This is a genomic window from Isosphaeraceae bacterium EP7, assembly GCA_038400315.1.
Taxonomy (GTDB): domain Bacteria; phylum Planctomycetota; class Planctomycetia; order Isosphaerales; family Isosphaeraceae; genus EP7.
Genome location: CP151670.1, coordinates 13365 through 34252 on the forward strand (window position 1 = coordinate 13365; position 20888 = coordinate 34252).

The 20888-nt window shown below is 65.5% G+C and carries 28 protein-coding genes; 8 read left to right on the forward strand and 20 right to left on the reverse strand.

Going from position 1 to position 20888, the window contains the following annotated elements:
• Positions 1-18: 18 nt before the first annotated feature.
• Complete coding sequence (locus EP7_RS28325; RefSeq protein ID WP_463528634.1) at positions 19-357, reverse strand: helix-turn-helix domain-containing protein; 339 nt, start codon at positions 355-357, stop codon at positions 19-21.
• Positions 358-489: 132 nt separating this feature from the next.
• Between EP7_RS28325 and EP7_RS28330 the strand changes: the two genes are divergently transcribed.
• Complete coding sequence (locus EP7_RS28330; RefSeq protein WP_463528635.1) at positions 490-1485, forward strand: tyrosine-type recombinase/integrase; 996 nt, start codon at positions 490-492, stop codon at positions 1483-1485.
• Positions 1486-1532: 47 nt separating this feature from the next.
• On the opposite strand, the gene EP7_RS28335 is transcribed toward EP7_RS28330, so the two are convergent.
• The 4 genes from EP7_RS28335 to EP7_RS28350 all read right to left on the reverse strand — a co-directional run bounded on the left by EP7_RS28335 (position 1533) and on the right by EP7_RS28350 (position 3196).
• The gene (locus EP7_RS28335) at positions 1533-1955 is read right to left on the reverse strand and encodes a hypothetical protein (RefSeq protein WP_463528636.1); all 423 of its coding nucleotides are present in this window, start codon (positions 1953-1955) and stop codon (positions 1533-1535) included.
• A gap of 128 nt (positions 1956-2083) precedes the next feature.
• Positions 2084-2377, reverse strand: a complete 294-nt coding sequence (locus tag EP7_RS28340) for a hypothetical protein (RefSeq protein WP_463528637.1) — start codon at positions 2375-2377, stop codon at positions 2084-2086.
• Between the two features lie 46 nt (positions 2378-2423).
• Positions 2424-2852 (reverse strand): hypothetical protein, encoded by a 429-nt coding sequence (locus EP7_RS28345; protein WP_463528638.1) that lies wholly within the window; start codon positions 2850-2852, stop codon positions 2424-2426.
• A gap of 8 nt (positions 2853-2860) precedes the next feature.
• Positions 2861-3196 carry a hypothetical protein gene (locus tag EP7_RS28350; protein WP_463528639.1) on the reverse strand — a complete coding sequence of 112 codons (336 nt, stop codon included), beginning with the start codon at positions 3194-3196 and terminating at the stop codon, positions 2861-2863.
• Between the two features lie 658 nt (positions 3197-3854).
• On the opposite strand from EP7_RS28350, the gene EP7_RS28355 reads away from it, so the two are divergent.
• The 5 genes from EP7_RS28355 (at position 3855) to EP7_RS28375 (ending at position 5745) form a co-directional block, all read left to right on the forward strand.
• On the forward strand, positions 3855-4121 hold the full coding sequence (locus EP7_RS28355; RefSeq protein ID WP_463528640.1) for a hypothetical protein: 267 nt from the start codon (positions 3855-3857) through the stop codon (positions 4119-4121).
• 71 nt (positions 4122-4192) lie between these two features.
• A complete protein-coding gene (locus EP7_RS28360; RefSeq protein ID WP_463528641.1) occupies positions 4193-4450 on the forward strand; it encodes a hypothetical protein in 258 nt (85 codons plus the stop codon).
• 86 nt (positions 4451-4536) lie between these two features.
• Positions 4537-4845 carry a hypothetical protein gene (locus EP7_RS28365; protein ID WP_463528642.1) on the forward strand — a complete coding sequence of 103 codons (309 nt, stop codon included), beginning with the start codon at positions 4537-4539 and terminating at the stop codon, positions 4843-4845.
• Positions 4836-5162, forward strand: a complete 327-nt coding sequence (locus tag EP7_RS28370; RefSeq protein ID WP_463528643.1) for a hypothetical protein — start codon at positions 4836-4838, stop codon at positions 5160-5162. The genes EP7_RS28365 and EP7_RS28370 overlap by 10 nt, the downstream gene beginning before the upstream one ends.
• 241 nt (positions 5163-5403) lie before the next feature.
• Positions 5404-5745 carry a hypothetical protein gene (locus EP7_RS28375; RefSeq protein ID WP_463528644.1) on the forward strand — a complete coding sequence of 114 codons (342 nt, stop codon included), beginning with the start codon at positions 5404-5406 and terminating at the stop codon, positions 5743-5745.
• A 214-nt stretch (positions 5746-5959) separates the two neighbouring features.
• Here the strand turns inward: EP7_RS28375 and EP7_RS28380 are convergent, their stop codons facing one another.
• Positions 5960-6844 carry a restriction endonuclease gene (locus tag EP7_RS28380; protein WP_463528645.1) on the reverse strand — a complete coding sequence of 295 codons (885 nt, stop codon included), beginning with the start codon at positions 6842-6844 and terminating at the stop codon, positions 5960-5962.
• Positions 6845-7552: 708 nt separating this feature from the next.
• Between EP7_RS28380 and EP7_RS28385 the strand changes: the two genes are divergently transcribed.
• The gene (locus tag EP7_RS28385; protein ID WP_463528598.1) at positions 7553-7690 is read left to right on the forward strand and encodes a hypothetical protein; all 138 of its coding nucleotides are present in this window, start codon (positions 7553-7555) and stop codon (positions 7688-7690) included.
• A gap of 56 nt (positions 7691-7746) precedes the next feature.
• On the opposite strand, the gene EP7_RS28390 is transcribed toward EP7_RS28385, so the two are convergent.
• Together EP7_RS28390 and EP7_RS28395 are read right to left on the reverse strand one after the other, a co-directional pair.
• The gene (locus EP7_RS28390) at positions 7747-8124 is read right to left on the reverse strand and encodes a hypothetical protein (protein ID WP_463528599.1); all 378 of its coding nucleotides are present in this window, start codon (positions 8122-8124) and stop codon (positions 7747-7749) included.
• The gene (locus tag EP7_RS28395) at positions 8121-9476 is read right to left on the reverse strand and encodes a hypothetical protein (RefSeq protein ID WP_463528600.1); all 1356 of its coding nucleotides are present in this window, start codon (positions 9474-9476) and stop codon (positions 8121-8123) included. The genes EP7_RS28390 and EP7_RS28395 overlap by 4 nt, the downstream gene beginning before the upstream one ends.
• Before the next feature lie 203 nt (positions 9477-9679).
• Here EP7_RS28395 and EP7_RS28400 point away from each other — a divergent pair, with 203 nt between their 5' ends.
• Entirely contained in the window at positions 9680-9832 is a 153-nt protein-coding gene (locus EP7_RS28400; RefSeq protein ID WP_463528601.1) for a hypothetical protein, read from the forward strand.
• Between the two features lie 40 nt (positions 9833-9872).
• On the opposite strand, the gene EP7_RS28405 is transcribed toward EP7_RS28400, so the two are convergent.
• The 12 genes from EP7_RS28405 to EP7_RS28460 form a co-directional block, all read right to left on the reverse strand.
• The gene (locus tag EP7_RS28405; RefSeq protein WP_463528602.1) at positions 9873-10655 is read right to left on the reverse strand and encodes a hypothetical protein; all 783 of its coding nucleotides are present in this window, start codon (positions 10653-10655) and stop codon (positions 9873-9875) included.
• The gene (locus tag EP7_RS28410; protein ID WP_463528603.1) at positions 10652-10963 is read right to left on the reverse strand and encodes a hypothetical protein; all 312 of its coding nucleotides are present in this window, start codon (positions 10961-10963) and stop codon (positions 10652-10654) included. Before EP7_RS28410 ends, EP7_RS28405 begins: the two co-directional genes overlap by 4 nt.
• Positions 10964-11135: 172 nt before the next feature.
• Positions 11136-13904 carry a hypothetical protein gene (locus tag EP7_RS28415; protein ID WP_463528604.1) on the reverse strand — a complete coding sequence of 923 codons (2769 nt, stop codon included), beginning with the start codon at positions 13902-13904 and terminating at the stop codon, positions 11136-11138.
• Between the two features lie 222 nt (positions 13905-14126).
• Positions 14127-14582: a hypothetical protein gene (locus tag EP7_RS28420; RefSeq protein ID WP_463528605.1), complete on the reverse strand. Its 456-nt coding sequence runs from the start codon at positions 14580-14582 to the stop codon at positions 14127-14129.
• Positions 14583-14585: 3 nt separating this feature from the next.
• The gene (locus EP7_RS28425) at positions 14586-14789 is read right to left on the reverse strand and encodes a hypothetical protein (RefSeq protein WP_463528606.1); all 204 of its coding nucleotides are present in this window, start codon (positions 14787-14789) and stop codon (positions 14586-14588) included.
• Positions 14790-14861: 72 nt separating this feature from the next.
• On the reverse strand, positions 14862-15944 hold the full coding sequence (locus tag EP7_RS28430; RefSeq protein WP_463528607.1) for a hypothetical protein: 1083 nt from the start codon (positions 15942-15944) through the stop codon (positions 14862-14864).
• A 65-nt stretch (positions 15945-16009) separates the two neighbouring features.
• The gene (locus EP7_RS28435; RefSeq protein WP_463528608.1) at positions 16010-16426 is read right to left on the reverse strand and encodes a hypothetical protein; all 417 of its coding nucleotides are present in this window, start codon (positions 16424-16426) and stop codon (positions 16010-16012) included.
• A gap of 26 nt (positions 16427-16452) precedes the next feature.
• Positions 16453-17202 (reverse strand): hypothetical protein, encoded by a 750-nt coding sequence (locus EP7_RS28440; protein ID WP_463528609.1) that lies wholly within the window; start codon positions 17200-17202, stop codon positions 16453-16455.
• A complete protein-coding gene (locus EP7_RS28445) occupies positions 17199-18782 on the reverse strand; it encodes a hypothetical protein (RefSeq protein WP_463528610.1) in 1584 nt (527 codons plus the stop codon). Before EP7_RS28445 ends, EP7_RS28440 begins: the two co-directional genes overlap by 4 nt.
• Positions 18782-20203: a terminase large subunit domain-containing protein gene (locus tag EP7_RS28450; RefSeq protein ID WP_463528611.1), complete on the reverse strand. Its 1422-nt coding sequence runs from the start codon at positions 20201-20203 to the stop codon at positions 18782-18784. The genes EP7_RS28445 and EP7_RS28450 overlap by 1 nt, the downstream gene beginning before the upstream one ends.
• Positions 20204-20219: 16 nt before the next feature.
• Positions 20220-20579 carry a hypothetical protein gene (locus tag EP7_RS28455; protein ID WP_463528612.1) on the reverse strand — a complete coding sequence of 120 codons (360 nt, stop codon included), beginning with the start codon at positions 20577-20579 and terminating at the stop codon, positions 20220-20222.
• Positions 20580-20608: 29 nt separating this feature from the next.
• A complete protein-coding gene (locus tag EP7_RS28460; RefSeq protein ID WP_463528613.1) occupies positions 20609-20836 on the reverse strand; it encodes a hypothetical protein in 228 nt (75 codons plus the stop codon).
• Between the last annotated feature and the right edge of the window lie 52 nt (positions 20837-20888).

Consider the following 20888-nt stretch of genomic DNA (forward strand, 5'->3'; position numbering starts at 1 on the left):
TAGTCAGAGGCCTGAAGGCTACGGTCTCCGAGTGGGCCTCAGTCGGTACGACTTGCCGACGAACCACGGGTCGATCAATTCGGGCTTCACGTTGAGGGCGAACGCGAAGACCGAGATCCACATCATGCCCACCGGCCGCTCGCCATCCTCGACGGCCTGGTAGCTCGCGAGCGTCATCCCCATGGCCGTCGACATCTCGGCCGGAGACGGCCCGCACGCCTCACGCTGCTCCCGGAGCCGGATGGCCCGCTCGAGGGTCAGGGCGTCCCGGTCGATCGATGGAGTGGCTTGCGGGGCCGCCGGGATGGGCTCCGGGCAGGTCTTGTGTTTCGACTTGGTCTTCGTGGCTGTGGCCATGCTTGGTTCCTGATGAGGACGTCGGTCCGACGAGTTGATTGAGTGGAGTTGCCCCCCTCCCCCGGCCGATCTTTTGTCGCTAGACAACGCCCTTTGTCTGGCGCAAACCGACGGGCAGGGGGCCCGCATCCGATGACCGACTCCGGCCGCGAGATCGAGATCCTCGAAGGGACCGATGGCACCGAGCTGGCACGGCCGGACGGGCCCGTCACCGCCCGCAACGCCCCGGCCATCGTCAAGGCCGCCGGCAAGGGCGCCGAGTTCGCCTGGGACGAGTTCTTCCAGGCGGAGATCGCCAACCACCACACCCGCAAGAACTACATGCACGCCGTCCGGCAGTTCCTCGCCTGGGCCAAGCAACGTGAGCTGGCGATCCCTGTGATCGCCCCGGGCGACGTGGGGGAATATCTCGGGTCGCTGGAGCTGGCCATCCCGACCAAGAAGCTCCACCTGGCGGCGTTGAAACGATTCTTCGACCGGCTGGTCAATCGCCACGTCTGCGTCATCAACCCCGCCGCGACGGTCCGGGCCGAGCGTTATTCCATCACGGAGGGAAAGACGCCCATGATCGGCCGTGACCAGGCCCGGGCCCTGATCGGGTCGATCGAGGCGTCCGAACCCGTGAGCAAGCGGGACCGCGCCGTTCTGTCGGTCCTCATCTACACGGCGGCACGCGTTGGGGCCGTCGCCAAGCTGGCGGTGAAGGACCTGGTCCACGACGGGTCGCAGTATTCGCTCCGATTCAGCGAGAAGGGCGGCAAGTCGCGGGAGATCCCCGTCAGGCATGACCTGGAACTGCTCCTGCTGGACTACCTCCGGTCGGCCGGGATCGTCGACGGGCCGCTGTTCCGGACGGCCAACCGCCGGGCGCGGACCCTGACGGGTCGGGCGATGACGGGGATCGACATCTGCCGGCTGATGAAGCGTCGGCTGAAGGCCGCCGGGCTGCCGGGGCACTTCTCGCCGCACTCGTTCCGGGTGGCGGCGGTGACGGACCTGCTTGGCCAGGGGGTTGCGCTGGAGGATGTGCAGATGCTCGCGGGACACGCGGACCCCCGGACCACGCGGATCTACGACCGCCGGGGACGCGAGGTGAGCCGCAACCTGGTGGAGCGGATCTCGACGTGAGCATCTGGAAAGCTGGTCTGCCGATTCCAGAAACAGCGCAGGAAGGGTCATACAGTCGGCCTCGCTCGCCCGAACCGGGGGCTGCACCGGCTCGGAATCGGCCCGAAGCTCACTCCTGGCGCAAGGGTCACCCGTCCTCCGAACGCCCCGTCGAGGGCCCTCCGCCCGCGTTCGGACAGGTCGTCACCGTGGACCGAGGCGACGATGCCCCAACGGTCCGGCGCCGGCCCGTCTTCGATGAGTTGGAGGTTGAGCCGATGCGGCTCGCCTCGGTCTACGCCGTAGTCGAGCCAGGCCTCGACCGCCATTGCGTCGGCGGTCAGGCCCGACCAGGCTGGCGGGATGCAGGGCTGGCGGCGAGTCAACTCGACGATGACGACGGGCCCGAGCGGCGGCGAGTCTCCCTGTGTCGTCAGCACGTCCAAGATGGTCCCGAGGGGTGTCAGCGTCTTCCTCATCCAGTACCGCATCAGTTGCCCTCGACTACCATCGGCGGCATGAATCGCCTCACCTTGCCCATCGCGGTGAAGGCCAGGTCGGCGAGGTGGAAGGTGTGGTCGTCGTCATCGGGCTCGTTGCAGGCATAGAAGAGTGCCCATTATAAGGAGAGCCTTGGGCATTCGTCGGCGGCATGGGGCCTCTCGGGCACGACCCCGCACGGGCCGGGGATCAGGGCGTCGATCTCCAGGGCCAGGTCGGTCGCGACCCTGACGCAATAGGCCGTCTGCGCGTTGCCTCGGGCCTTGCAGATCGTAAACATCGACTCTGCGATGGCCGTCGCCTTCGCGGCGGCATGGGGCCCGGCGTGGGCCGTGCGTTCCTCGATGAGGGTCCTGAACGCCGTGCGTGCGTCGTCGATCGGCATGGCGTCGATGGCCTTGAACTTGATCATGCGCGGTTGCATCTCCGTTCCGGTATGTGTGAAGTCACGATTCACCTCAGGCGGTTTGCTCGTTTGCGGCAGGCCAAGGGCCCGGCCGCAACTGGGGTTGGACCTGGTAACGACGCTCCGAGTGGTAGCTAAGGCGGGGCCTGAAGGCCTCGGATCGGAACTCATCCTTGATGCCATCGATCGCCTCGGCCAGCAGGACGACGTTCGGGGCATTCAGCGAAAAGCCCCGGCCCTTCTGGTGCCACCATTGGCCCGTGCAAGCATCGCGCTTCCATATGCGAAACTGCATGCGTTTCTCGCCGCCGAATTCAGAGACAGTGACCCGAATTTCTTCCTCGGAGTCCTTCCCGCTGGCGAACGTGACCAGACGGTGATCGGGGTCCGATGGGGCGAGCAGCGGCGTCGGCTGACGTAGCGGCTCGTCAGTCTTCTGCTGGAAGTGCATAGCTGCGGTCTCCAGGTTGATCGCGGACACTATGGGGATCAGTCGCCCACCTCGTCGAAGTCCGGGCGACTGGAATACGAAGGGCGGGCAGGGGGTTGCTGGTGGGGTCGCGAGTCTTCGAGCTGCCTCGGCCCGCTATAGGTTGGCTTGACCACAGCCCTGGCCATCTTCCGCTCCAGGCCCAACTCGGTGATCAGGGCATCGAGGACGTCCCGAAGCTCCACTAGCTCGGAGATGCGGATGGACCCCCCCTTCCCTTTGACCGGAAACATGGCCCCGGTTGACGGGTCTGGCGACCAGACTCGAAGCCCCACGAATTTGTGGGATTCATACTCGCTCAGCGTGACGCGGAACTCGTCGCCGCGTCCTCTCAAGAAAGTCGCTAAGCGAACGCCGTTTTCGGTTGGCGGCTTGGGGACGTTCACCTCGTCCCTGTATCGCGGGTTGATGTAGATGGCTGTGTCCTCTGATTGAAGACGGATCAACGTCTTGGAATTGGTTTGTCGTACTTCCTCGACCGTGCGTAGTCGAGGATTGCGCGGTCAACGAGATCGCTGACGCTCGGGGCCCGGTCCCACTCGGCAAACTCCTGGAGGGCCAGCTTCCAGGCCTCGCTCGAACGCACCATTGTCGATGCGTTTCGAATGCGATCCTGGTCAACCTGAGGTTTACGACCAGAACCGGGTCGCTTGCCGCCGTGAGCTGCCGGCATGTCTTCCGGCTTCTTGGGTGCTTTTGCCATGAGAGTCGTCTGCAATATGTTGTCCTCCCAAGAAGAGAGGGCCGCAACGTGCGGACGCCTTCTCAGGAGAATGGTACGCCTGTGGATTCAGATAGGCAATACAGACAATCAAGTTTCCTCGGTTAATATCCGGAAATTATTTCCGAGTCTCCTCTTGATTAACAGGAATACAAAGGTAGTATGAGTGTGTCGCCGGTGATGACAGCCGGGACCAATGAAGCGGGGAGACGGGGGGCTACAACCTCCCCCGACTCCCCTGAACGAACCCTGGGTAAACAGGAGTCCGTCTGATGTCTATCCTAACGTCTGCCACTCGTCTGACAAAGAGCCGGATCCTCTTCGACGCCACCCTGGCCCGCCCCCGCGAGCGTCGCAACTTCGGCTCGGGCCTGCTGGCCTACGTTCCGGCCTACAAGCCCGCCGTGGACGCCGAAGACCGCCAGGCCTACGCCTCGGGCGAGACGATGTCGGCTGCGGAGCACGACGCAAAGATCGAGTTCGAGGCTGAGATGGCCACCTTCATGGACGCGATGGAGCGGGGCTACTACTTCGCCTGACGGAGTCGTCCCCCGAGCCCCGGCCGACCCCGGGGCCTTCCCTCCCATCCCCATGAAACCGGAGCCTCCCGATGGCCACCTTGACCCTGGCAGAGTCCCCCTGCGCCCACGCCTCGGACATCGACGCCCTGGCATCCGCCGAGTGGCTTTCACGCCCCGTCGGCTACACCGCCCAAGACGAGTCTGACTATCTCGCCGGCCGCCTTCTGAGCCCCCGGGAGATTGCCGACCGCGAGGAAGCGGAGGCCGAGATCGCCATGCTCTCCAGCATGCCCGCCGAGGCGTGGGCCCTCGAGTTCAACGAGTCGCGGTACGTCTTCGAGGCCTGAGCCTCGGGCGACGCGGATCCAAACCGGCGGGGTGACAGACGATCCCTCCGAGCCCGAAGCCCAGACTCTTTGCCGGGGGAACTCACGTGCATTGCTTGATGCGGGATTACAACACGGGGCGTCACTCCGATTATTTGATCCGTTGCCGAGCAAGGTCCGAATCCTCGCTCCGCCGGTACCAGGCCCGCATCGAGCGGGACGGGACGACCTACACCGAGGCCGAGCGGTTCCTTCTGAGCTGGAATCGGTTCCAGCATCCGGCCGCGAAGCAGGGCGAACTTGCCATCCGCACACGCCTGTTCATCGCCTGGAGCGAGTGGCTCGCTTCGGGCCAGACCCCCTCTGCCCGCCTCATCATCGAGAGATCGACCAAGGGAGCCCTGACGTGGATCTGACCAAAGACGAAGACGGCTGGCCCGGTTCCGACGCGAGCGATGCAGGAGGATCCATGATCCGCATCGCCGGCACGGGCCGGATGAGGTTCTACCTTCTCCTCTCGGTCTCGCCCGAGGATGAGTACACGGGGACTCTGCTCCTCTTCGGCCCCGGCCTGAAGCTCAAGAGGGTCGTCGAGATCGCCAAGCATGCCCTTCCCGGGCCGGAAGTGCCCCCCGAAGCCAGGTGGGCTGTGGAGGTCTATCGGCTACGTCAGAGCCTCAAGGCAGTTCTGACGATGTTCGACGCCGGGCCTAGTGCGAGGGTCTCGCTGTGACCCATCTCATCGATCCCGGGAAGTCTTCCCTCCCGCCTCGTCCTCAGGTGGCCAAGTCGAAGGCCGAGGACGACGGCTTCTGTTTGTCCAGGTTCGACTGGATCCCGCCGTCGTTCCATCGAGCCTACCTGCGGCAGGACAAGCCGCCGATTGCAACACCGAAAACGCCACGACCCAGCAACCACAAATAGCTCAACACGCACGAAGGTCCAAACAAGTGTTCAACTCAGGGAGCGAAATCATGGGCCACGCCATCGCCGATCAGCCTTGCCCCAGGGTCAAAGAGGCCAATGGCTACATCCTCAAGGTGGGTCGTCAGGATCCCAGTCGCCCCCTGACCACCTGGCTGCTGATGGAATTATGGCCTCCCGAGCGGGATCAACTCAACGCGATCAGGAACCACTACACGATCGTCGGACGCGGCGTCAGCCTCAAGACCGCGATCCGGATCGCAGCCAGGTACCTCACCGGCTCGACGGGCGACTCGGACGATCACAACCACAAGTTCGAGATCTACCGGCACGACCGTCTCAGGGCCGTCGTCTCGGGCTTCGACTACGACTGGACGGCCGAGATCGTCTGATGACGGAAGGACGCGACGACGCCCCGACCCAATGGCTTCGGGGCGTCATTGAAACACTGCTCACCTGCTTAGCTGTCGTGTTCGGCGAGAAGTCTCCGAGAATGCTTGATCATTTAAAATGTTTTTTCGGCATTCCCGGGACCGGCCGACCGAGAATGGGTGATGCCTAGGGGTCGCAAAGAATTGCATTCTGATAGAAGGTGAGCATTAACACTTAAGAATGTCTGCAATGCTTTTTAAGCCATTCTATCAGAACGTTATAATCCCTGTACGACATCCTATGGTTGACTTTTCGTTGAAAGTCCAGCGCACCCGCAGTGAACCGGGTGGTTGCAACGACAATGCCTGCTGTAGCTCTTTCCTGCTCGACGATCCCGTAGAGACTTCGCACGATCTCGACACCGACGGGGTTATTCTCCGCGTAACGTTTGCACTCGACGAGGAAAAGAAATCTCCCATATGCGGTATTCATGTAGGCAAGGATATCTCTCCCTCCGTCATTGGTCGGTGGAGTGAGTGTTACATCCAGCCCATCTCGAGCAAGGAGTTCGCAGATCAATTCCTCGAATTCTCGGGGTGGTAGTTCACGCATAATAGATGGATTTTTCGATAACTTGTTGATGATTGGCTGCCATTGCTTTCCTGCAACAACGATGATCTTCTGGGATTCTTCGGGAGGTGATTCGGCTGATAGGATGTGCTGTTGGACATCTTCAGGCAAATATTCAAGTTCAAGTCCAGAATAGCCAAATAAAAATATCGATGGATCTTCAAATAAATTGGCTAATCTTCTATCATAGTGTTTAGATAAGTAATTTAAAATCCGGTTGACGACCTGGACTGTAGTTCCGTTGACTCCATAAACGATTCCGGCATTTCCGTCGGGCCCTGCGGCTTGACGAACGACCTCGACTTCCACGTCAGATATTTCAATGACTAGCTCAACGCCTGGCGATCCTGGCTTTAATTCTGCACCCCATTTCCAGAGAGTTGCGTCTCCAATTAATGTTTCGTTTGCGCCATCTTTCAGAAGCACCATACTGAATGAAGATCCAATTGAACGTTGACTCTTATTTCTATAAACATAAAGTTTACTCATATTATACTCGTCCCTTTAGGATTACCTTGCAGTCCTCGGCTTTTTGCGCCAGGACGAATCTGGGATTCGAGACATGGTCGAGAAGAGTTGCGACTTCTTTCGCACGAGGAGCGAGCCTTCCAGGGGAGGCCATGACGAATTCTCTTAAACCAGCCAGGTTAGTAACGATATAGCGCTGTGAGTTTTCCTTCTTCATCGTCCACTCATCCAAAATTTTGAGTATACCCAAATTTCTTTGGTTTTAAATGGACGCTTTCTTCGGCCTTGGGCGTACGGCCTCCGATCCTGATACTTTCCGGCGATGAGGCCGACTGGAACATCGACCGAACTCGAAGCCCACCGACAATTCACCGGTAGAAGCCGAAGGGGCGGAGGTCCGCACTTTCCGCACCATGCACGGGGCGGTCTGCGTGCTCATTCTGGAGGTGGTTGCCACGCCCGTCGCGGACGGCCCCGACCTTCGATCCTCGGCCCGGGTGATGTGCGATCGGGACGGGGTGCTGACCCTGGAAACATGAGGCATGAGCTTTGGCGCCAACGCGAAACGCCCGCCACCGCGTGATGCGAAGGCGGGCGTCTTCGTTGGGTCAGGCTTCGTGGCGAGTTGTTCGGCTGAGCCCGGTTGCATTCGTCGCCCAGGCCAGTGAGGATCTTGGCCTGGCCCCAAGGTGTGGGGCAGTCAGCCCGACTCTCCGCCGGACCAACGACGTGACCAACGAGACCCTTTTTGCGGCCGGCATCAACATCGGGCCGATCTACGTCTGGCTGGCCGGAATCATCGCGGCCGTCGCCCTGCTGGTCGTCTTCGTGGTGATCGTCCTGAAGTCGAATACGCCACCGGAATAGAACAAGGCCCGACACGGCAATCACGCCGGGCGGGCCTTGGTGCCGGAGGTGTCGGATCAGGTGCGCGGGAGTTCGGCCGACTTGCAGGCGAGGCACTCATTCCAGGCGACGATCTCGCCGGAGCGGGTGCACCGGCGGCCGGAACATCCGCACTGGTAGTCGCGGGTGAATTCCCGGCAGGCCAGGGCCAGCTTCGTCGCGGGCGGAAGAAACTTGGGCGGCGCCGAGTCAGGCTGGGGCGGGCTCTCTCCGCGCGAGATGTCTGGCGGGCGGGCGTCGGCGACGATTCCTGGCCGGGTCGCAGGGGATGCCGCGGGGGTCGGCCATTCCCCACGCTCCTTGGCGGCCGTGATCAATTCGGCGTTCCTCGACACCTCGGCCAACGCTTCCAAGGGGATCAGGGCGATCGCGGCGATGACCTCTTCGTTCGTCATAGAGTGACGCTCCCCGAGACGTTGGCGTCGGCCCCCGCGAGGTTCAGCGTGGCTCCGCAGCCGTCGGCCGCCGAACTCTGCACCATCGCCACGCTGACCCCCGCCGTCGGCGTGCTCGAGCACGTCGCGTAGCCCGGATTGAGGCCGTTCCACCGGAGTTCCGACACGGTGCCGCCCAAGCCGTCGATGCAGTTCCCGCTGCCGACGATGCCCCGGATGAACGCATACCGATACTTCTGGCCGCCGATCAGGGTGCAGGTGCTGAGGAAGGTGCCGTCGGTGCCGGGGACGTAGGCGCAGGTGTAAGTCCCGGGATTGGCGACGGGGTTGGTGCCGCCGCCCACGTTGCCGATGGTGATCGTCACCGATGCGGGCATCGGAGTTACGCACTGCGAAGATGCCCACATGCCGGACGGATAGGGTAAATTCCTGAAGATGATGTGACTTCCGGCGTCCGTCGCACAGCCGATCGTGACATCGGGCCAGCTTGTTGTCGTGTAATTTGCTGCCGACGCGGTAATCGTCCACAGCCCCATGTGGAGGGCGGTGAATGGCAGCGAGGGCGTCTCGTATTGTCCGTCCATGCCAGACGGATCGATCGACGTGATGCCCGTCGTGAAGCTATAGCCGCCCGTGCTGGTAAAGGTTACCGATGCCCCGGGGATGTAGCAGTTGTCGGCACCGTCCATGATCAGGACAATTTTAAACGTATCGGCGCGAGTCCAGGTGACGGTGGCCGTGCCCGTCTCGTCGCACGTGGACAGCGTGACCGTCGAAGGGGAGACGGATGCCGTATAGCCCGTCCCGCCGACCGCGGTGATCGTGTAGACGCCCATCGGGAGGCCGATGAGTGTATAGGGGCTCGCCGTCGAGGTGCCGACCGTGACCCCAAGCGAGTCCTTGACGGTGATGGTGACCCCGACCGATCCGGAGAGCGACGCGAGGCTGCAAGCATCGACGACGGAGACGACGATCTCGCCAAGGCATGGCGGGCTCCCCCCGCCCTTCCGGATATCCTGGAAGTACATCTCCCCCGTGGGGGCGGGGAAAAGGGCCGTCTTCTTCCCTGACAGTCCCGCCACGCCGTTGATCTCGTAGGCGTCAGACGTCCCCGACCGCGAGCCCCCGACCTCCGACCACGAATAGGGCGAGGACGCACCCGTGATCGTGGCGAGGATCGGCAGCGTGGGGTTGGATGTCATCGCCAGCCCGGACCTCGCCCGGTGGCCCTGGACGTTGCCGGCCATGCCCGGCTTAAGGAAGCGGCGGGCGCCCTCGCCGATGGTGTTCAATTCGGACGCGGCGGGCTGGCTGTCGCCCTCGCGGAATCGCCGGATGTCGAGGTTTGCCATCAGGAGCAGACTCCATGACCGGACCGCATCTCGCCGCCGAATCCGGAGAGAAACGGGGCGATCTTCAGGTCGTCGTTGAGCATCACCACCGAGTTCGAGCCGATCATTGGAGCTATCGCCGCCCGTGGCCGTCGTGGGGCTTGTTCTTCCGCCGCCGCGACCGCCAAGACTCGACCTTCGCCCGCATCGCAGAGGGCCATTCCGTGGCCATCAGCATCGAGATGAGCATCCAGGCGACCGCCCACCCGGTAGTCAACATCCCGGCCCAGAGGAGCGGTGAGGCATCGTCGTCATCGGAGTTCATGGTCGCCTTCGGGCTGGGGATGGGCGGGCAGTCCGGGCCGCCGACGTGTTGAAGGCACCGGCCCCTCGATGCGGGGGATCCTGGACTCCGTCTCATTCGGTTAGGATGCAGACGATCGAGGAGGATGGGTCGCCGTTGACGCACGACGCCTTGGTCACGGTCCCGGTCTCGTAATAGAAGGGGGTGCAGGTGTTGGCGCCGAAGCCGGAGCCCGCCCAGCGATAGAGTTCCTCGTAGCCGAGGAATGAAATCCAGCGGTAGAGGACCCAGCTGTACGTCGTGACGCCGCCCACCGTCGCGGAGACGCAGACCAGGAAGTAGGTGTAGCCGCTGGGAGCCATGACCCACAGGGCCATGCCGCTCGTCACGCCGAAGGACGGCAGCCCGACGGGAGCGGGCGACCAAGTGAACGTCAGGTTGCTATAGACCGCGCCGGCCCCGCCGACGCAGCCGCTCGGCGACGGGTTCGTGCCGTAGGACGAGATCGTCAGGTGGACCGTCGTCGGGGCCGACGAGCCGCAGCCGCATGGCGGAGGGACGGGCCCCGATGGTTCTCGCCTCTGATAGGCGATCCAGAGCCCCTGGGTCAGCCGGGCGACCAGCAGCGACCCCGGCGGCGGCACCTGCCCCCCTTGGACGAGCACGGGGACCGTCTGTGTGGCGTCCTCAATGATTGTGGGGACCGCGCCCTCGGACTCGGAGGCCATCGCCGAGACGGGGTGGGTCAGGAACATCCTCGGCACGGTCGTCGGGTAGTTCCCGCCGTCATACGTCTTGCCGAGGTAGGCCGGGCAACCCTCGATGGGCCGGGCCATCGGAGTGGCCGGGGCGTCCATGCGGCGGCGGAGGATGGCGAGTTCGTCTTCGAGCGTCATGAAAATACCCATAAGCCTTGGACGAGCGTCACCACGTAGTTCGATCCGACATCCGGGGCCGTCGCGCCCGTGTGCAGGGCGTAGAACGTCCCGGAGATCGGCGTGTAGGTCGGGCTGCTGTTCTCGGCCTCGACGCACTCCGCCGAGACTTGCTGGACGCCGTACATGACGCCGGCCGTCGTCGGGTAGCTCGACACGGCCAGCGTCGTTACCACGCAGCACGCGGCCCCCTCGGACCACCGCGTCGTGGTCGCCGCGTGCTCGTCCATGCGTCGCCTGAGGATCGCGATCTCGTCGCTGAGCATCATCGAGTCCTCCCCTTCTTCTGCTCGGCCCGGCGGTCGCTGATCTGGATCGTGGTGGACTGCTGGCCGTCGAAGTTCCAACTGACCCCGACCACCGTGGGATACTGCGGCGGCTTGCCCTGCTCGGAGCCGACGTTGACCCGAAGCGAGATGCCCCGTCCGGTGATCGCCTTGATCAGGCGGGTAGGTTCAAGGTGTTGGTCCGGTTGCCGCCGCTGAGGGCGGCGGTGATCCGGGCCGTCCCGGGAGTGCCGGCCGCCGCGAACGAGACATTCGACGTCCCGGCCCCGGCCGTGTTCCCCGCCGCATAGGCGAGGATCGGCGACATCGCCTGACGCATGTTGATTCCCGACTCGACCACGATCGAATCCAAGCCGTCGGAAGCGAGCTTGAATCCGTTCTTGCCCGTCAGGGTCGTCACCGTGCCGATTGTCCACGTCGCGGCATCGGCCTTCATCTCGGCAAGCGTCGGGCCGGAGCCGCCGCCGCCTGTGGTGGGCAGGTTGGTCGTCTGGCCCGTGTTGTTGAACGCCTGCGTGGCGGCAAGCGTCATCCCGCCTGACGTGGGCAGGTTGGTGATCTTGGCGAGGATCGCCGTGCTGAGCTTGGAGTCGGCCGAGTTGGCGGATGCGGCTGCGGCCGTCGACGTGGCGACGGCCGAGGCGACCGACGCATCGAGGTTTTCGAGAGCGGCCCCGCGTGGTGCGGTGTAGCCCTGGGCCGTCATCGAGGCCGTCATATCGACGCCGATCGCCGTGTGCTCGGACGAGGCGAGGACCATGTTGGTCTTGTTCGTCAGGTTGCCGATCGTCCAACTGGGGATCGCGGCCGCGATCTCCGAGAGCGTCGGCGCTCCGCCCGTCCCCGTGACGTTGACGGTCGTCACGTTGTAGTAGGGCAGGTCGAGCTTCCGCTGGATCGCCATCCCGTAATTGATCGCGACGCCCAGCGGGACCGTCTGCGACGACTCGTTAGGCCGACCCTGGCTCGTCGCGTAGTAGGCCGCCGCCGGGGAGCCCAGGGAGACGATCGTCGAGCCGTTGTCGAGCGCGTTGACCGCGTCAATCATCGCCGTGGCGATGGCTGTGACGGACGCGGACTGCGCCGCCCGGGGAGCACTGACGCTGAGGTAGACGGTCGCGACGCCGGAGGCGATCATGTCATTCGCGATCTTCGCCATGCCGGTCGAGAGACCAACGGCGGTCGTCTCGCTCACTCCCGCCTCGACGATCGGCGTGAAATTCTGCGCCAGGCAAGTCGACAGGAAATTGCCGTAGTTCGAGCCAACCTGGAGATAGGCGCCGGCCGTCTGGCCCGAGAGGGTCGCGGTGATCGTCTTCGTGCCCCAGAACGTCGGAACATCGGCCCCGGAGCACGTGAGCGAAGCTTGGGCCGCGAGGGTCGGGGTCGATCCGGCGCCGGCGAATGTGATCGACTTCCCGGCCGCCGTCGCCGCGTTCGTGAGCGCCAGAGCGATCGCCGACGGGGCCGCGTTATAGGCGATCGTCGCCGTGGTGGTCAGCCCGGCGATCCCCCATGAGCTGAGGTTCAGCGTGTAGGTTCCGGCCGCGTTCGTCACGGCCCCGTGGTAGCCGACGAAGAACGTCCCGGGGGTCTGCGAGTTGACCGCCGTGCCGGTCAGGCTCCCGGACGCGAGGACCATCTGATTCGCGGCCACCCTGGATCGCGCGGCGTCGAAATAGGCGGCGATCCCGCTCCACAGGTTCGCGATCGTCAGGAAGTTCCCTCCCCAGAGGCAGAACCGGGCCGAGGCCCGTCGCGTCCGGCCCAACGCCTCGAGGGACTTCACCTTCTGCGGCGTCGTCGGCGTTGAATCGACATATTCGACGATATAACTGTACGACGTGTCGGCGCCGACGCCGGAGTCGACGAACGTCGCCGGGGCGGACGCCGAGTTGGTGAAGGATGTCGCGAAGATCGGCGTCAGGGAGGTCGTCGAGGAGCCGGGGACCGGGTATCGGTAGAGGTTCGCCGTCACCGGCCAGATTCCGGCCTTGGGACGGGTCAGGGACATCGTCACGCTGGACCCGTTCGAGCCGGCGAACGACAGCGCCCCGGGCTCCATCGTCCCGGAGGAAGAGGTGTACGCCGTTGCGCGGGCGAGAGCCCACGGGTCCTGGTAGAAATTCTGGAAATTGGTGTTCGCCGTGCTGTCCCACGACTGATTATCGACGATCGCGCAGTAGTTCACGCCGGCGAATGTCATGCCCGACGATGAGTCGATCGCCTGGGCGACGTTGATGTCATTGTTGACCGACCCGAAGGAGATCGCGCCCGCCCCGGTGTACGAGAATTGGGCGTTGGCCGCCTGGGCGCCATAGTCGTAGATATTCAGGATGCGGGCGTTCCCGGCGGCAATGGCCGTGATCGCGACGGCGTACTTCACCCCCGGGAGGAGGATTCGCGGGACTCCGCCGGGGAGGAGGATCCGCACGGTCCCTCCCGTCGTCTTCTCGGCGATCTGGACGGCGCCGTTCTCATTTACGGTCGCGCCGATCGAGATGCCGCTGATCCCCGCGTCGGTGCCGAATAGGTCGATGGACCGCCCGGCCGGATGCATCCGGTCGCCGGCCGGGATCTCGTGCATGAACACGCACGCGATCGTCATGTTCGCCGGCACCGAGGTCGGGCCGCGACCCTGCCAGCGGAGGCCACGCTGACCGATCTGCCACCGCATCCCCTTGACGGTCCCGGCATCGCCGAAGGACGACGTGACCCAACTCGGGAACGTGCCGGTCCCGCCCTGCGAGTTGCCGTTAAAGGCCGTCCCGAGCTTCGGCGCGAACGGGGTTGAGGATTCGAGGTTCACGAGGTCGTGAGGGCAGCCGGCGCCCTGGGTGTAGGGCGACAGGAACGTCACGGTCGGGTTTGCGACGGTGTCGATCCGGGGGTCGGCCGGCGGGGCGGTGCTGGGATAGGGCACGGGTCGCACTCCGGTGGATGGTTCTGGGCCGAATTCAAACGCGGAGATGCCCGCCCGGTCACGGGCGAGACCCCGGCCGAGGAGTTCAGGACGTGCGAGATCGAGTAGGCATGCACGCCGAACGTCGCCGAGATTCCGCCCGACGGCCCGCCCCCGCCGAGCGGCGGCCGGGGCGGGCGTCTCGGTTCACTCGGTCGGGGCGGCCCGCGATGTGCCGCTCGTTCAGCTGCAGGGGAAGCCCGTTGGGTCGCCGTGCCCGCCGATGTTCAGGTCGATGACCCCGGCCGTGATGGCCGAGTCGCCGAACCCGTGGACCTTGCCGAGCCTCTTCCAGAGGGCGGAGATCGCGGCCGCGAGGCCTCCCCCGCCGGAGAACGTCTCCTTGTAGTCCAGCTCCTGAATGGAGGTGGACGAGAACGAGGCGGTCAGGGACTCCAGCGTGTAGACCTCCGCCAGCTCGAGCATCAGGTCCAGGCTGCCCGCGTCGACCGTGTCGAGGTCGGCCTGCGACACGACCCCCAGCGCGGCGACCGAGCCGCCCGCCCCGCGGATGGACCGGGAGATCGGGCCCACCAGGTCCGGGTTCGAGCCAGTGGCGGCGGCCGACTTGCCCGCCCTGGTGAGCCAAGGGCCTACGCGTGAGACGATCTCGGCCTCGACCTGGGCGAGCGTCGCCATGGTTCAGGCCCCCTTCTTGGGGGCGCCGGCCGGCGCCCCGGCCTCGGACGGCGGGGCCGCGGGCTTGTGGCCCTGCGCGTCCACGTAGGCCTTGATGTGCGCCACCTGCTCGGTCAGCGTCTTCAAGTCGCGGGCCATCGCCGCCAGGCTCTCGGCCTGTTGGGCGACGGCCGCGGCCCGCTTCTTCTCGGCGTAGACGTTCGCCACGATCCGACCCTCCTTCAGCGTTCGATGCGATTCGATCGCCCGGCCGGGAACAGCCCGACCGGGCATCTCGGATCAATAGACGAGGGCGGCGGGCACGTCGTAGCTGCCGCTGGCCTTGAGCTGGACGACGACTCCGTTGAGCCGATTGACCACGCCCATCCCGAACCGGTGCCGCCAGAATGAGGATTCCATGGGGAATTCCTCGTCCTTGGCCACCAGTTGCAGCCCCCGGCCGAATCCCTGCTCGATCGGGTCGATCCGCTCGTATAGCGGGGCCGGGGCATCGGCGTGAATGCCGAGCATGTACCCGGTGGGAATCCACCTCCAGGTGGCCACCCAGGCGCCCGACACTCGGCCGATGATCCGGGCCGAGGACGGGATATTGGGGCTGCCCGCTGGCCGGGCGGTGTCGTCGCCGAGGACGATGAACCGATCCGGCTCATCCACGAAGCCGGTCATGGCCTTGGTGACGTTGGCCTGGTCGGGGTGGATCAGTACCACCACGTTGGAGCCGCCGGCCGACTCGCCGTAGTGCTCCTCCAATTCGGCAACGATCACGGCATAGGGGTCGTTCGTATCGCTGATCGCCGATGCGAGGTAATTGGACACGATGAAGTGATTCTCGGTCGCGTAGGCCGAGGTGCCGATCGTCGGTTCGAACAGGACGCCATCCCCGTTGGCGAACGGCTGGATGATCAGATCGCCCCACTCCTGATCCTTGAATGTACGGGCGACGTTGTTGAACAGGGCTCTGAGGATCTGCTTGCGGACGACGTTGCGGCCTTGATTGAGGACCGTCTCGACGTGGCGGTTGAGTTCTTGGAGGCGCATCTTCTTGATGGTCACGTCATCGACCAAAATCTGCGCCGCGTAGTCTTCGAGCGGGAGCGCGACTTCGTAGCCCGGTCCGGCCTTGACCGCCTGTGGCGCGGTCTGCTCCATGCGGAGCTGAAGCTCGCCGCCGCCGATCGTCTTGAATCGCCACTTGTAGAGGTCCGTCGACTGATCGACGAAGAACTCCGTGCTAGTGGCGATCTCCTGGTTGAACCTGTCGATCAGCTCGACCGTGGCGCCGTAAATCGTCGTCTGCCCGACCTGGTTGACATACGAGTTGTCCAGGTCCGGCAGGCCGAGCGCACCGTGAATCACGCCCATCGTGAACCTCCTAGCGAGGAGAAAAGCCGGCCATGGCGGACCCGGCGGGAAATGAAGCGAGGCGGTCAGGCCACGAGGGCCGGCTTGGGGAAGTCGAGGTAGATGATCTTGGAGAACTCGCCGTCGGAGGTCGCCTCCACGCGGCCGACGACGATCGAGACGGTTCCCGCCGCGGTATCCAGGTCGCCGGCGTCGTTGACATAGACCAAGGCGCCGCAGCTGAGCCCAGAGACGTTGAAGCCCGAGATGTAACCTCTCCGCATGATGCCGGCCGCCTGCCCGGGCGAGACGCCGCGGAGGTTCACACCGATTGGATTTTTCTTGCCCGACACCGTGAGGGCTGCGACGCCGACTTTGCCGGTGGCGAGCAGATACCCGCACTTGCCCGCGGCCATCGCCTCGGCCGGGACGTGGGTGTAGAGCTCGCAGTTAGGGAAGTTGGTCGGGTTCAGATTGTTCGCATCGAACGTGATCACAGCCATTGAATCGCCCCTTTCCGAGCGTGAGGTCAGATGCCGCCGAGCCGGCCGTTCTGGAAATACTTCTCGACCCGCGAGCCCATCGGCGCGGGAACCGGTCGTGAGCCGGACGATGCCGACTGGTGGCCCCTGGGGAGACCAGGTGCTGCCTGAGCCTGCCCCGGCCTGAGGCTGGGCAGGAACTCGGCCCACTGCTTCGCCGCGTGGTCGGCGAGCCTGATCGGCTGGCCGTCCTCGCCCTCGCGGGGGACGACGTAGGCGACCTTGGCGTCCCTGGCCCCGACCTTCTCGTCCCTGATCTCGAACCGGAGATCGGCGGCGAGCGTGGACAGGACCCTGGGATTGAAGCCGCCGACCTCGGCGACGGTGCGAAGCTCCTCGGCCCGCTCCATTCGAGAGGCCCTCTCGGCGGCGGCCTTGCCGTCCTCGATGGCCTTCGTCAGCTCTTCGGCCTTGCCGAGCTTGCGGTAGTGGTCGAGGGCCTCGATGTCCTTAGCGGAGGCCACGACCGAGCCGGCGGGCACCCTGCCCTCGGCCTGGGCGAGCTTCTCGCGGGCCTCGGTCAGCTCGCGGTGGAGGTCGCGGGCATAGCCGATGGCGTCGTTCTCGCGGGCCTTGAGCTGGTCGGCGAACCCGCTCGCCTCGGAGGCCTTGAGCCTCCTGGCCTCGGCGGCCTCCAGCTTGGCCAGCTTGTCGCCGACGATCTTCAGTTCGGCGGTCGGATCGGCGACGGCTCCGCCGCCTCCCCCGTCCGCGTCGGGGTTCAATCGGATGATCATGATTCCACCTCGTTAGGAGCGTCGATTGAGGAGTCCGAGGCGGGATTGAGTGCGGCCTTCTCGGCCGAGGCCGCCGCGATCTCGCCGTCGTCGAAGCCCGTCCGCCGCATGGCGATGGCCAGCGGTACGCCCGCCGACACCAGGGCGCCTAAGGCCGATGCCCTGGCCTGCTCGTCTGCGATGCGGTCGGCCTCGTCGAGCCCAAAGACCGGCCTGGAGCCGATCGAGTGGTCGAGCGTGCCGGCCCGGTAGCTTTCCAGGCCGAAGCCCTCATAGCCGGCATACCCCTCGAAGCCGCCGATCGCGGCGGCCATCTGGTGGGCCCGGACCAGGGCGTCGTCGTAGCTCGCCCTGCGTCCGAGCACCTTGGCCTCGGCGGGCTGTCGTGCAATCCGCAGGGCCTCGCCGCTGGCGTCCCCGCTGGCACGCAGGCGGTCGAATCGCAGCTCGGGGAAGTCGCGCTCGATCTCGGCGGAGAGCCCGGCGATCGAGGCCACCACGTCGGCGATGTTGAGATTGGTGACCAGGGCCGTGGGAGTCCCCGCCCCCTCGCCCAGCCAGATCGCCGGATGCTGGTCGCGCCCGGGATCGGACCGCCCCTCGGCCTGCGTGGCGGCGAACTGGCTGACCGGCCCCGACTTCGGGGCGGGCATCGTGACCCCGACGGACGGCTGCTTGGCCGGGAACGCCCACGGGGCATTCGCCATCCGCCGCACGAAGTCGTTCAGGACCGAGGCCTGATCGTCCACCTCGAAGATCTTGCCCCGCTCGGCGTGCAGCTCCGACCACCCCGCCCCGGCCCCGACGTCGAGGTGCTGGGCCCAGACGAACGGGACGAACCCGTAGGGCAATACCCACTCGACGCCCTCGGGCCCCCAGGCGTACGGGGCGTCGTCACGCGTCGTGCGATAGAGGACGTCGTCGCCGTCCCCCCGCTCGACCACCTTGGCATAGCGGGCCGTCCGCCCGGGGTACTCCGGGTCGGGCCGGTCCTCCTGGAAGGTGTAGCCCCGGACGTTGCCGCCGCGGTCCAGCTCGAAGTCGACCAGCTTGCGGGGGTCGACCGGGACGAGCGTGACGCGGCCCTTGGCCGGGTCGTTGTGGACCTCCATCGGTGCGTCGCCCATCACGGCGCCGTACCGGCCCCAGATCGACTTGCCCGTCTGCCAGTTGGAGTCCCGCCAGAGCCGAGACAGGGCCAGGCGTAACGCGGGGCTCGCCCCGGCGATCGGCAACGCGGCACGGGTCACCGACCCGTCGCCGGCCGCGGTGTCGAGCGGGCCGCCCATCAGGTGGGTGGCCCAGAACTCGCCCAGTCGGTAGCTCGGGTTGTAGATCGAGCGGATCGAGCGGTAGAGGCCGAGCCTCGACCGCATGGCGGGCGCGAGGCCGTTGAGGACGTCGCGATAGACCGAATTCTCGTACAGGCCCCAGTAGACCTGGTAGCGTTGGAGCCGGGCCTCATAGGACGCGAAGTCGCCCCGGCCCCCCGCCCCTCGCGAGGTGGAGAACGACGACTCGCGGAACGCGTTGAGCCCCGCCCGGATCCCGGTCATGAATCGCCCCAGCATGTTGGCCATCAGCCCCGCCAATCGTCGAAGGGATTGTCGGAGTAGCCGACCGCCCGCAGGCCGGCGTGGTGCATGACGCCGTATCGGAAGGCGTCGTAGGAGTCGTCGCCGCCGACCCCGTCGTCGTCGGTGTCCACCTTCCGGACCTTCTCCGGCTGGGCCGGGTCGTGCTCCATCGCCGGCAGGCACTCGATGAGCCTCGGGCACCGCTCGGAGATGAACAGCGTCGGGGGGATGCCCCGCTCGGGATCGCCCAGCCGTTTAAGGATTGTGCCGGCCCCGTTGATCCGGTCGTTGATCGCCCGCTCGAGGACCAGCCCGGCGTCCTCGTAGTCCTCGGCGATCGTCCGGCCGTTGCGGTCCTTGCTGAAGACGTCGTGGCCGGCGACGGTGGCCAGCACCCGGTGCGGCTCGATGCCGTTGCGGCCGAGCATGTCGCGGATGGCCGATGCGTGGGTCTCGGGGAGGGCCCGGCGTTCCGCATGCTCGTCGAGGGCGTAGATGTTGCCGTCGCCGTCGGAGCCCATCAGGTAGCAGGCGGTGTAATGGGTGAAGCCGTAGTCCAGGGCCAGCCAGACGTCCCATTCCAGCGGCACATCGAACGCCGGCAGGACGTGGAGATCGGCCCGCCAGGTGGTGAAGAACTGGCCGGCGGCGATGTCCCAGTCCCCGTACCGCCAGGCCCGCAGCTGCCAGCCGGTGAGTCGGTCGAGCACCTTGCGGTAGCCGGGATTGGTGGCCCGATTGTCGTCCACGGTGGCCGGGATGAACCGGGTCTCGTGCTCGGCCCCCTTGCGGGCCGGGGAGACGAACCGACGCTTGTACCAGGCGTGGCCGATGCCGCCGGGGTTGGTGGTCGAGTAGATCCGGGGCCGCCAGCCGGGCTTGCTGGTCCGGTTGCATGTCTGGATCGCCTTGTATTTGGAGGAGGTCAGCGTCGTCGCTTCCTCGACCCCGATGGTGTCGTATTCCAGCCCGAGATACTTGTCGATGTCCTTCTCATTCTGGAAATGACCGGTCACGATCCGGCTGCCGTTGGGGAACCGGAGCTGGCCCTTCGTCGGCACGTAGTCGTATTCCAGGCCGCCGATGACCTTGGGCAACAGGTCTTCCATCCCCTCGGTGTTGGACCGGCCGACCTTCCTGAGCAGCAGGCACTTCAGCCCGGGATAGCGTTGGCAGTCGTCGGCGGCCATCTGGGCCATCATCCAATGGCTCTTGCCCCCGCCTCGCGCCCCGCCGTAGCCAACCTCGTCGGGGCCGTCGGGGCGGTCGCATTCGCGGGCGGCGGCCGAGGCCCTCAGCTGCTTCGGCTGGAGCGGGCACCCCGCCCGGATCAGGTTCGACACCAAGTCCGGGGGGCAGCCGGCGTCGCGTGCCGCAGCGGCGAACCGGTCGAAGGCCAGAGCCGCGAGAGCATTGCCGGCCATCGACTCCCCCCATCCGCTACGGCGAAGGCTCAGGGCCGTAGATCTTGGCGAGCCGCTCGGCGAAGGCCGCGTCCGTGATGTGAACGTGCAGCCCGGCCTGCGAATCTTCGGGGTCCGTCGCGACCCTCGGCTTGCCCAGGATGCGGTCGATCAGGTAGGCCCCAGCCTTGAAGTCGGGCGGACGGGTATAGACCCGGACTTCGCCGTCCTTGCCGGCCTCGGCGACGACAACTCCGTCGGCGAGTTCGAACATGCGGTCGATGATCGACGGCAGCCGGTCGGCGATCTTCCGCTCGGACTTGGCGATTGTCCCGGCGAATTTCTCCGCCTTGGGCGGCCGGCCGGCGCCGGGACGTGACCCTCCGGTGCCGCTCATGGCGAAATCCTCCGGGAGAATTCAAGAATTCAATCGCGCGACCGGCCCGGATTTCGGGCGGCCTCCCTGACGAGGCGGATGGAGCGGTCGATGTCCGCGAGGAATTCCGGGGGGATCAGGGCCATTCGACGTTGCAAGGTACGCCTGTGGCAGCCGGCCTTCTTGGCGGCCGCGGACATCGTGACGTCCCCGCGCATGCGAACATCGCGATAGGCGACAAGGTCGCGGGCGATTCGATCGAGCTGCTTGACGGTCATTTCGCACGCTCCACGCCCGGCAAAGACTCCCCCCTGCATATATTCGTGAGAA

What these genes read in the sequence shown, in the direction of transcription:
- EP7_RS28325 (WP_463528634.1), bottom strand. Translation starts at nt 357, where the DNA reads ATGGCCACAGCCACGAAGACCAAGTCGAAACACAAGACCTGCCCGGAG.
- EP7_RS28330 (WP_463528635.1), top strand. Translation starts at nt 490, where the DNA reads ATGACCGACTCCGGCCGCGAGATCGAGATCCTCGAAGGGACCGATGGC.
- EP7_RS28335 (WP_463528636.1), bottom strand. Translation starts at nt 1,955, where the DNA reads ATGCGGTACTGGATGAGGAAGACGCTGACACCCCTCGGGACCATCTTG.
- EP7_RS28340 (WP_463528637.1), bottom strand. Translation starts at nt 2,377, where the DNA reads ATGATCAAGTTCAAGGCCATCGACGCCATGCCGATCGACGACGCACGC.
- EP7_RS28355 (WP_463528640.1), top strand. Translation starts at nt 3,855, where the DNA reads ATGTCTATCCTAACGTCTGCCACTCGTCTGACAAAGAGCCGGATCCTC.
- EP7_RS28360 (WP_463528641.1), top strand. Translation starts at nt 4,193, where the DNA reads ATGGCCACCTTGACCCTGGCAGAGTCCCCCTGCGCCCACGCCTCGGAC.
- EP7_RS28375 (WP_463528644.1), top strand. Translation starts at nt 5,404, where the DNA reads ATGGGCCACGCCATCGCCGATCAGCCTTGCCCCAGGGTCAAAGAGGCC.
- EP7_RS28380 (WP_463528645.1), bottom strand. Translation starts at nt 6,844, where the DNA reads ATGAGTAAACTTTATGTTTATAGAAATAAGAGTCAACGTTCAATTGGA.
- EP7_RS28390 (WP_463528599.1), bottom strand. Translation starts at nt 8,124, where the DNA reads ATGACGAACGAAGAGGTCATCGCCGCGATCGCCCTGATCCCCTTGGAA.
- EP7_RS28395 (WP_463528600.1), bottom strand. Translation starts at nt 9,476, where the DNA reads ATGGCAAACCTCGACATCCGGCGATTCCGCGAGGGCGACAGCCAGCCC.
- EP7_RS28405 (WP_463528602.1), bottom strand. Translation starts at nt 10,655, where the DNA reads ATGACGCTCGAAGACGAACTCGCCATCCTCCGCCGCCGCATGGACGCC.
- EP7_RS28410 (WP_463528603.1), bottom strand. Translation starts at nt 10,963, where the DNA reads ATGATGCTCAGCGACGAGATCGCGATCCTCAGGCGACGCATGGACGAG.
- EP7_RS28420 (WP_463528605.1), bottom strand. Translation starts at nt 14,582, where the DNA reads ATGGCGACGCTCGCCCAGGTCGAGGCCGAGATCGTCTCACGCGTAGGC.
- EP7_RS28430 (WP_463528607.1), bottom strand. Translation starts at nt 15,944, where the DNA reads ATGGGCGTGATTCACGGTGCGCTCGGCCTGCCGGACCTGGACAACTCG.
- EP7_RS28435 (WP_463528608.1), bottom strand. Translation starts at nt 16,426, where the DNA reads ATGGCTGTGATCACGTTCGATGCGAACAATCTGAACCCGACCAACTTC.
- EP7_RS28440 (WP_463528609.1), bottom strand. Translation starts at nt 17,202, where the DNA reads ATGATCATCCGATTGAACCCCGACGCGGACGGGGGAGGCGGCGGAGCC.
- EP7_RS28445 (WP_463528610.1), bottom strand. Translation starts at nt 18,782, where the DNA reads ATGGCCAACATGCTGGGGCGATTCATGACCGGGATCCGGGCGGGGCTC.
- EP7_RS28450 (WP_463528611.1), bottom strand. Translation starts at nt 20,203, where the DNA reads ATGGCCGGCAATGCTCTCGCGGCTCTGGCCTTCGACCGGTTCGCCGCT.
- EP7_RS28455 (WP_463528612.1), bottom strand. Translation starts at nt 20,579, where the DNA reads ATGAGCGGCACCGGAGGGTCACGTCCCGGCGCCGGCCGGCCGCCCAAG.
- EP7_RS28460 (WP_463528613.1), bottom strand. Translation starts at nt 20,836, where the DNA reads ATGACCGTCAAGCAGCTCGATCGAATCGCCCGCGACCTTGTCGCCTAT.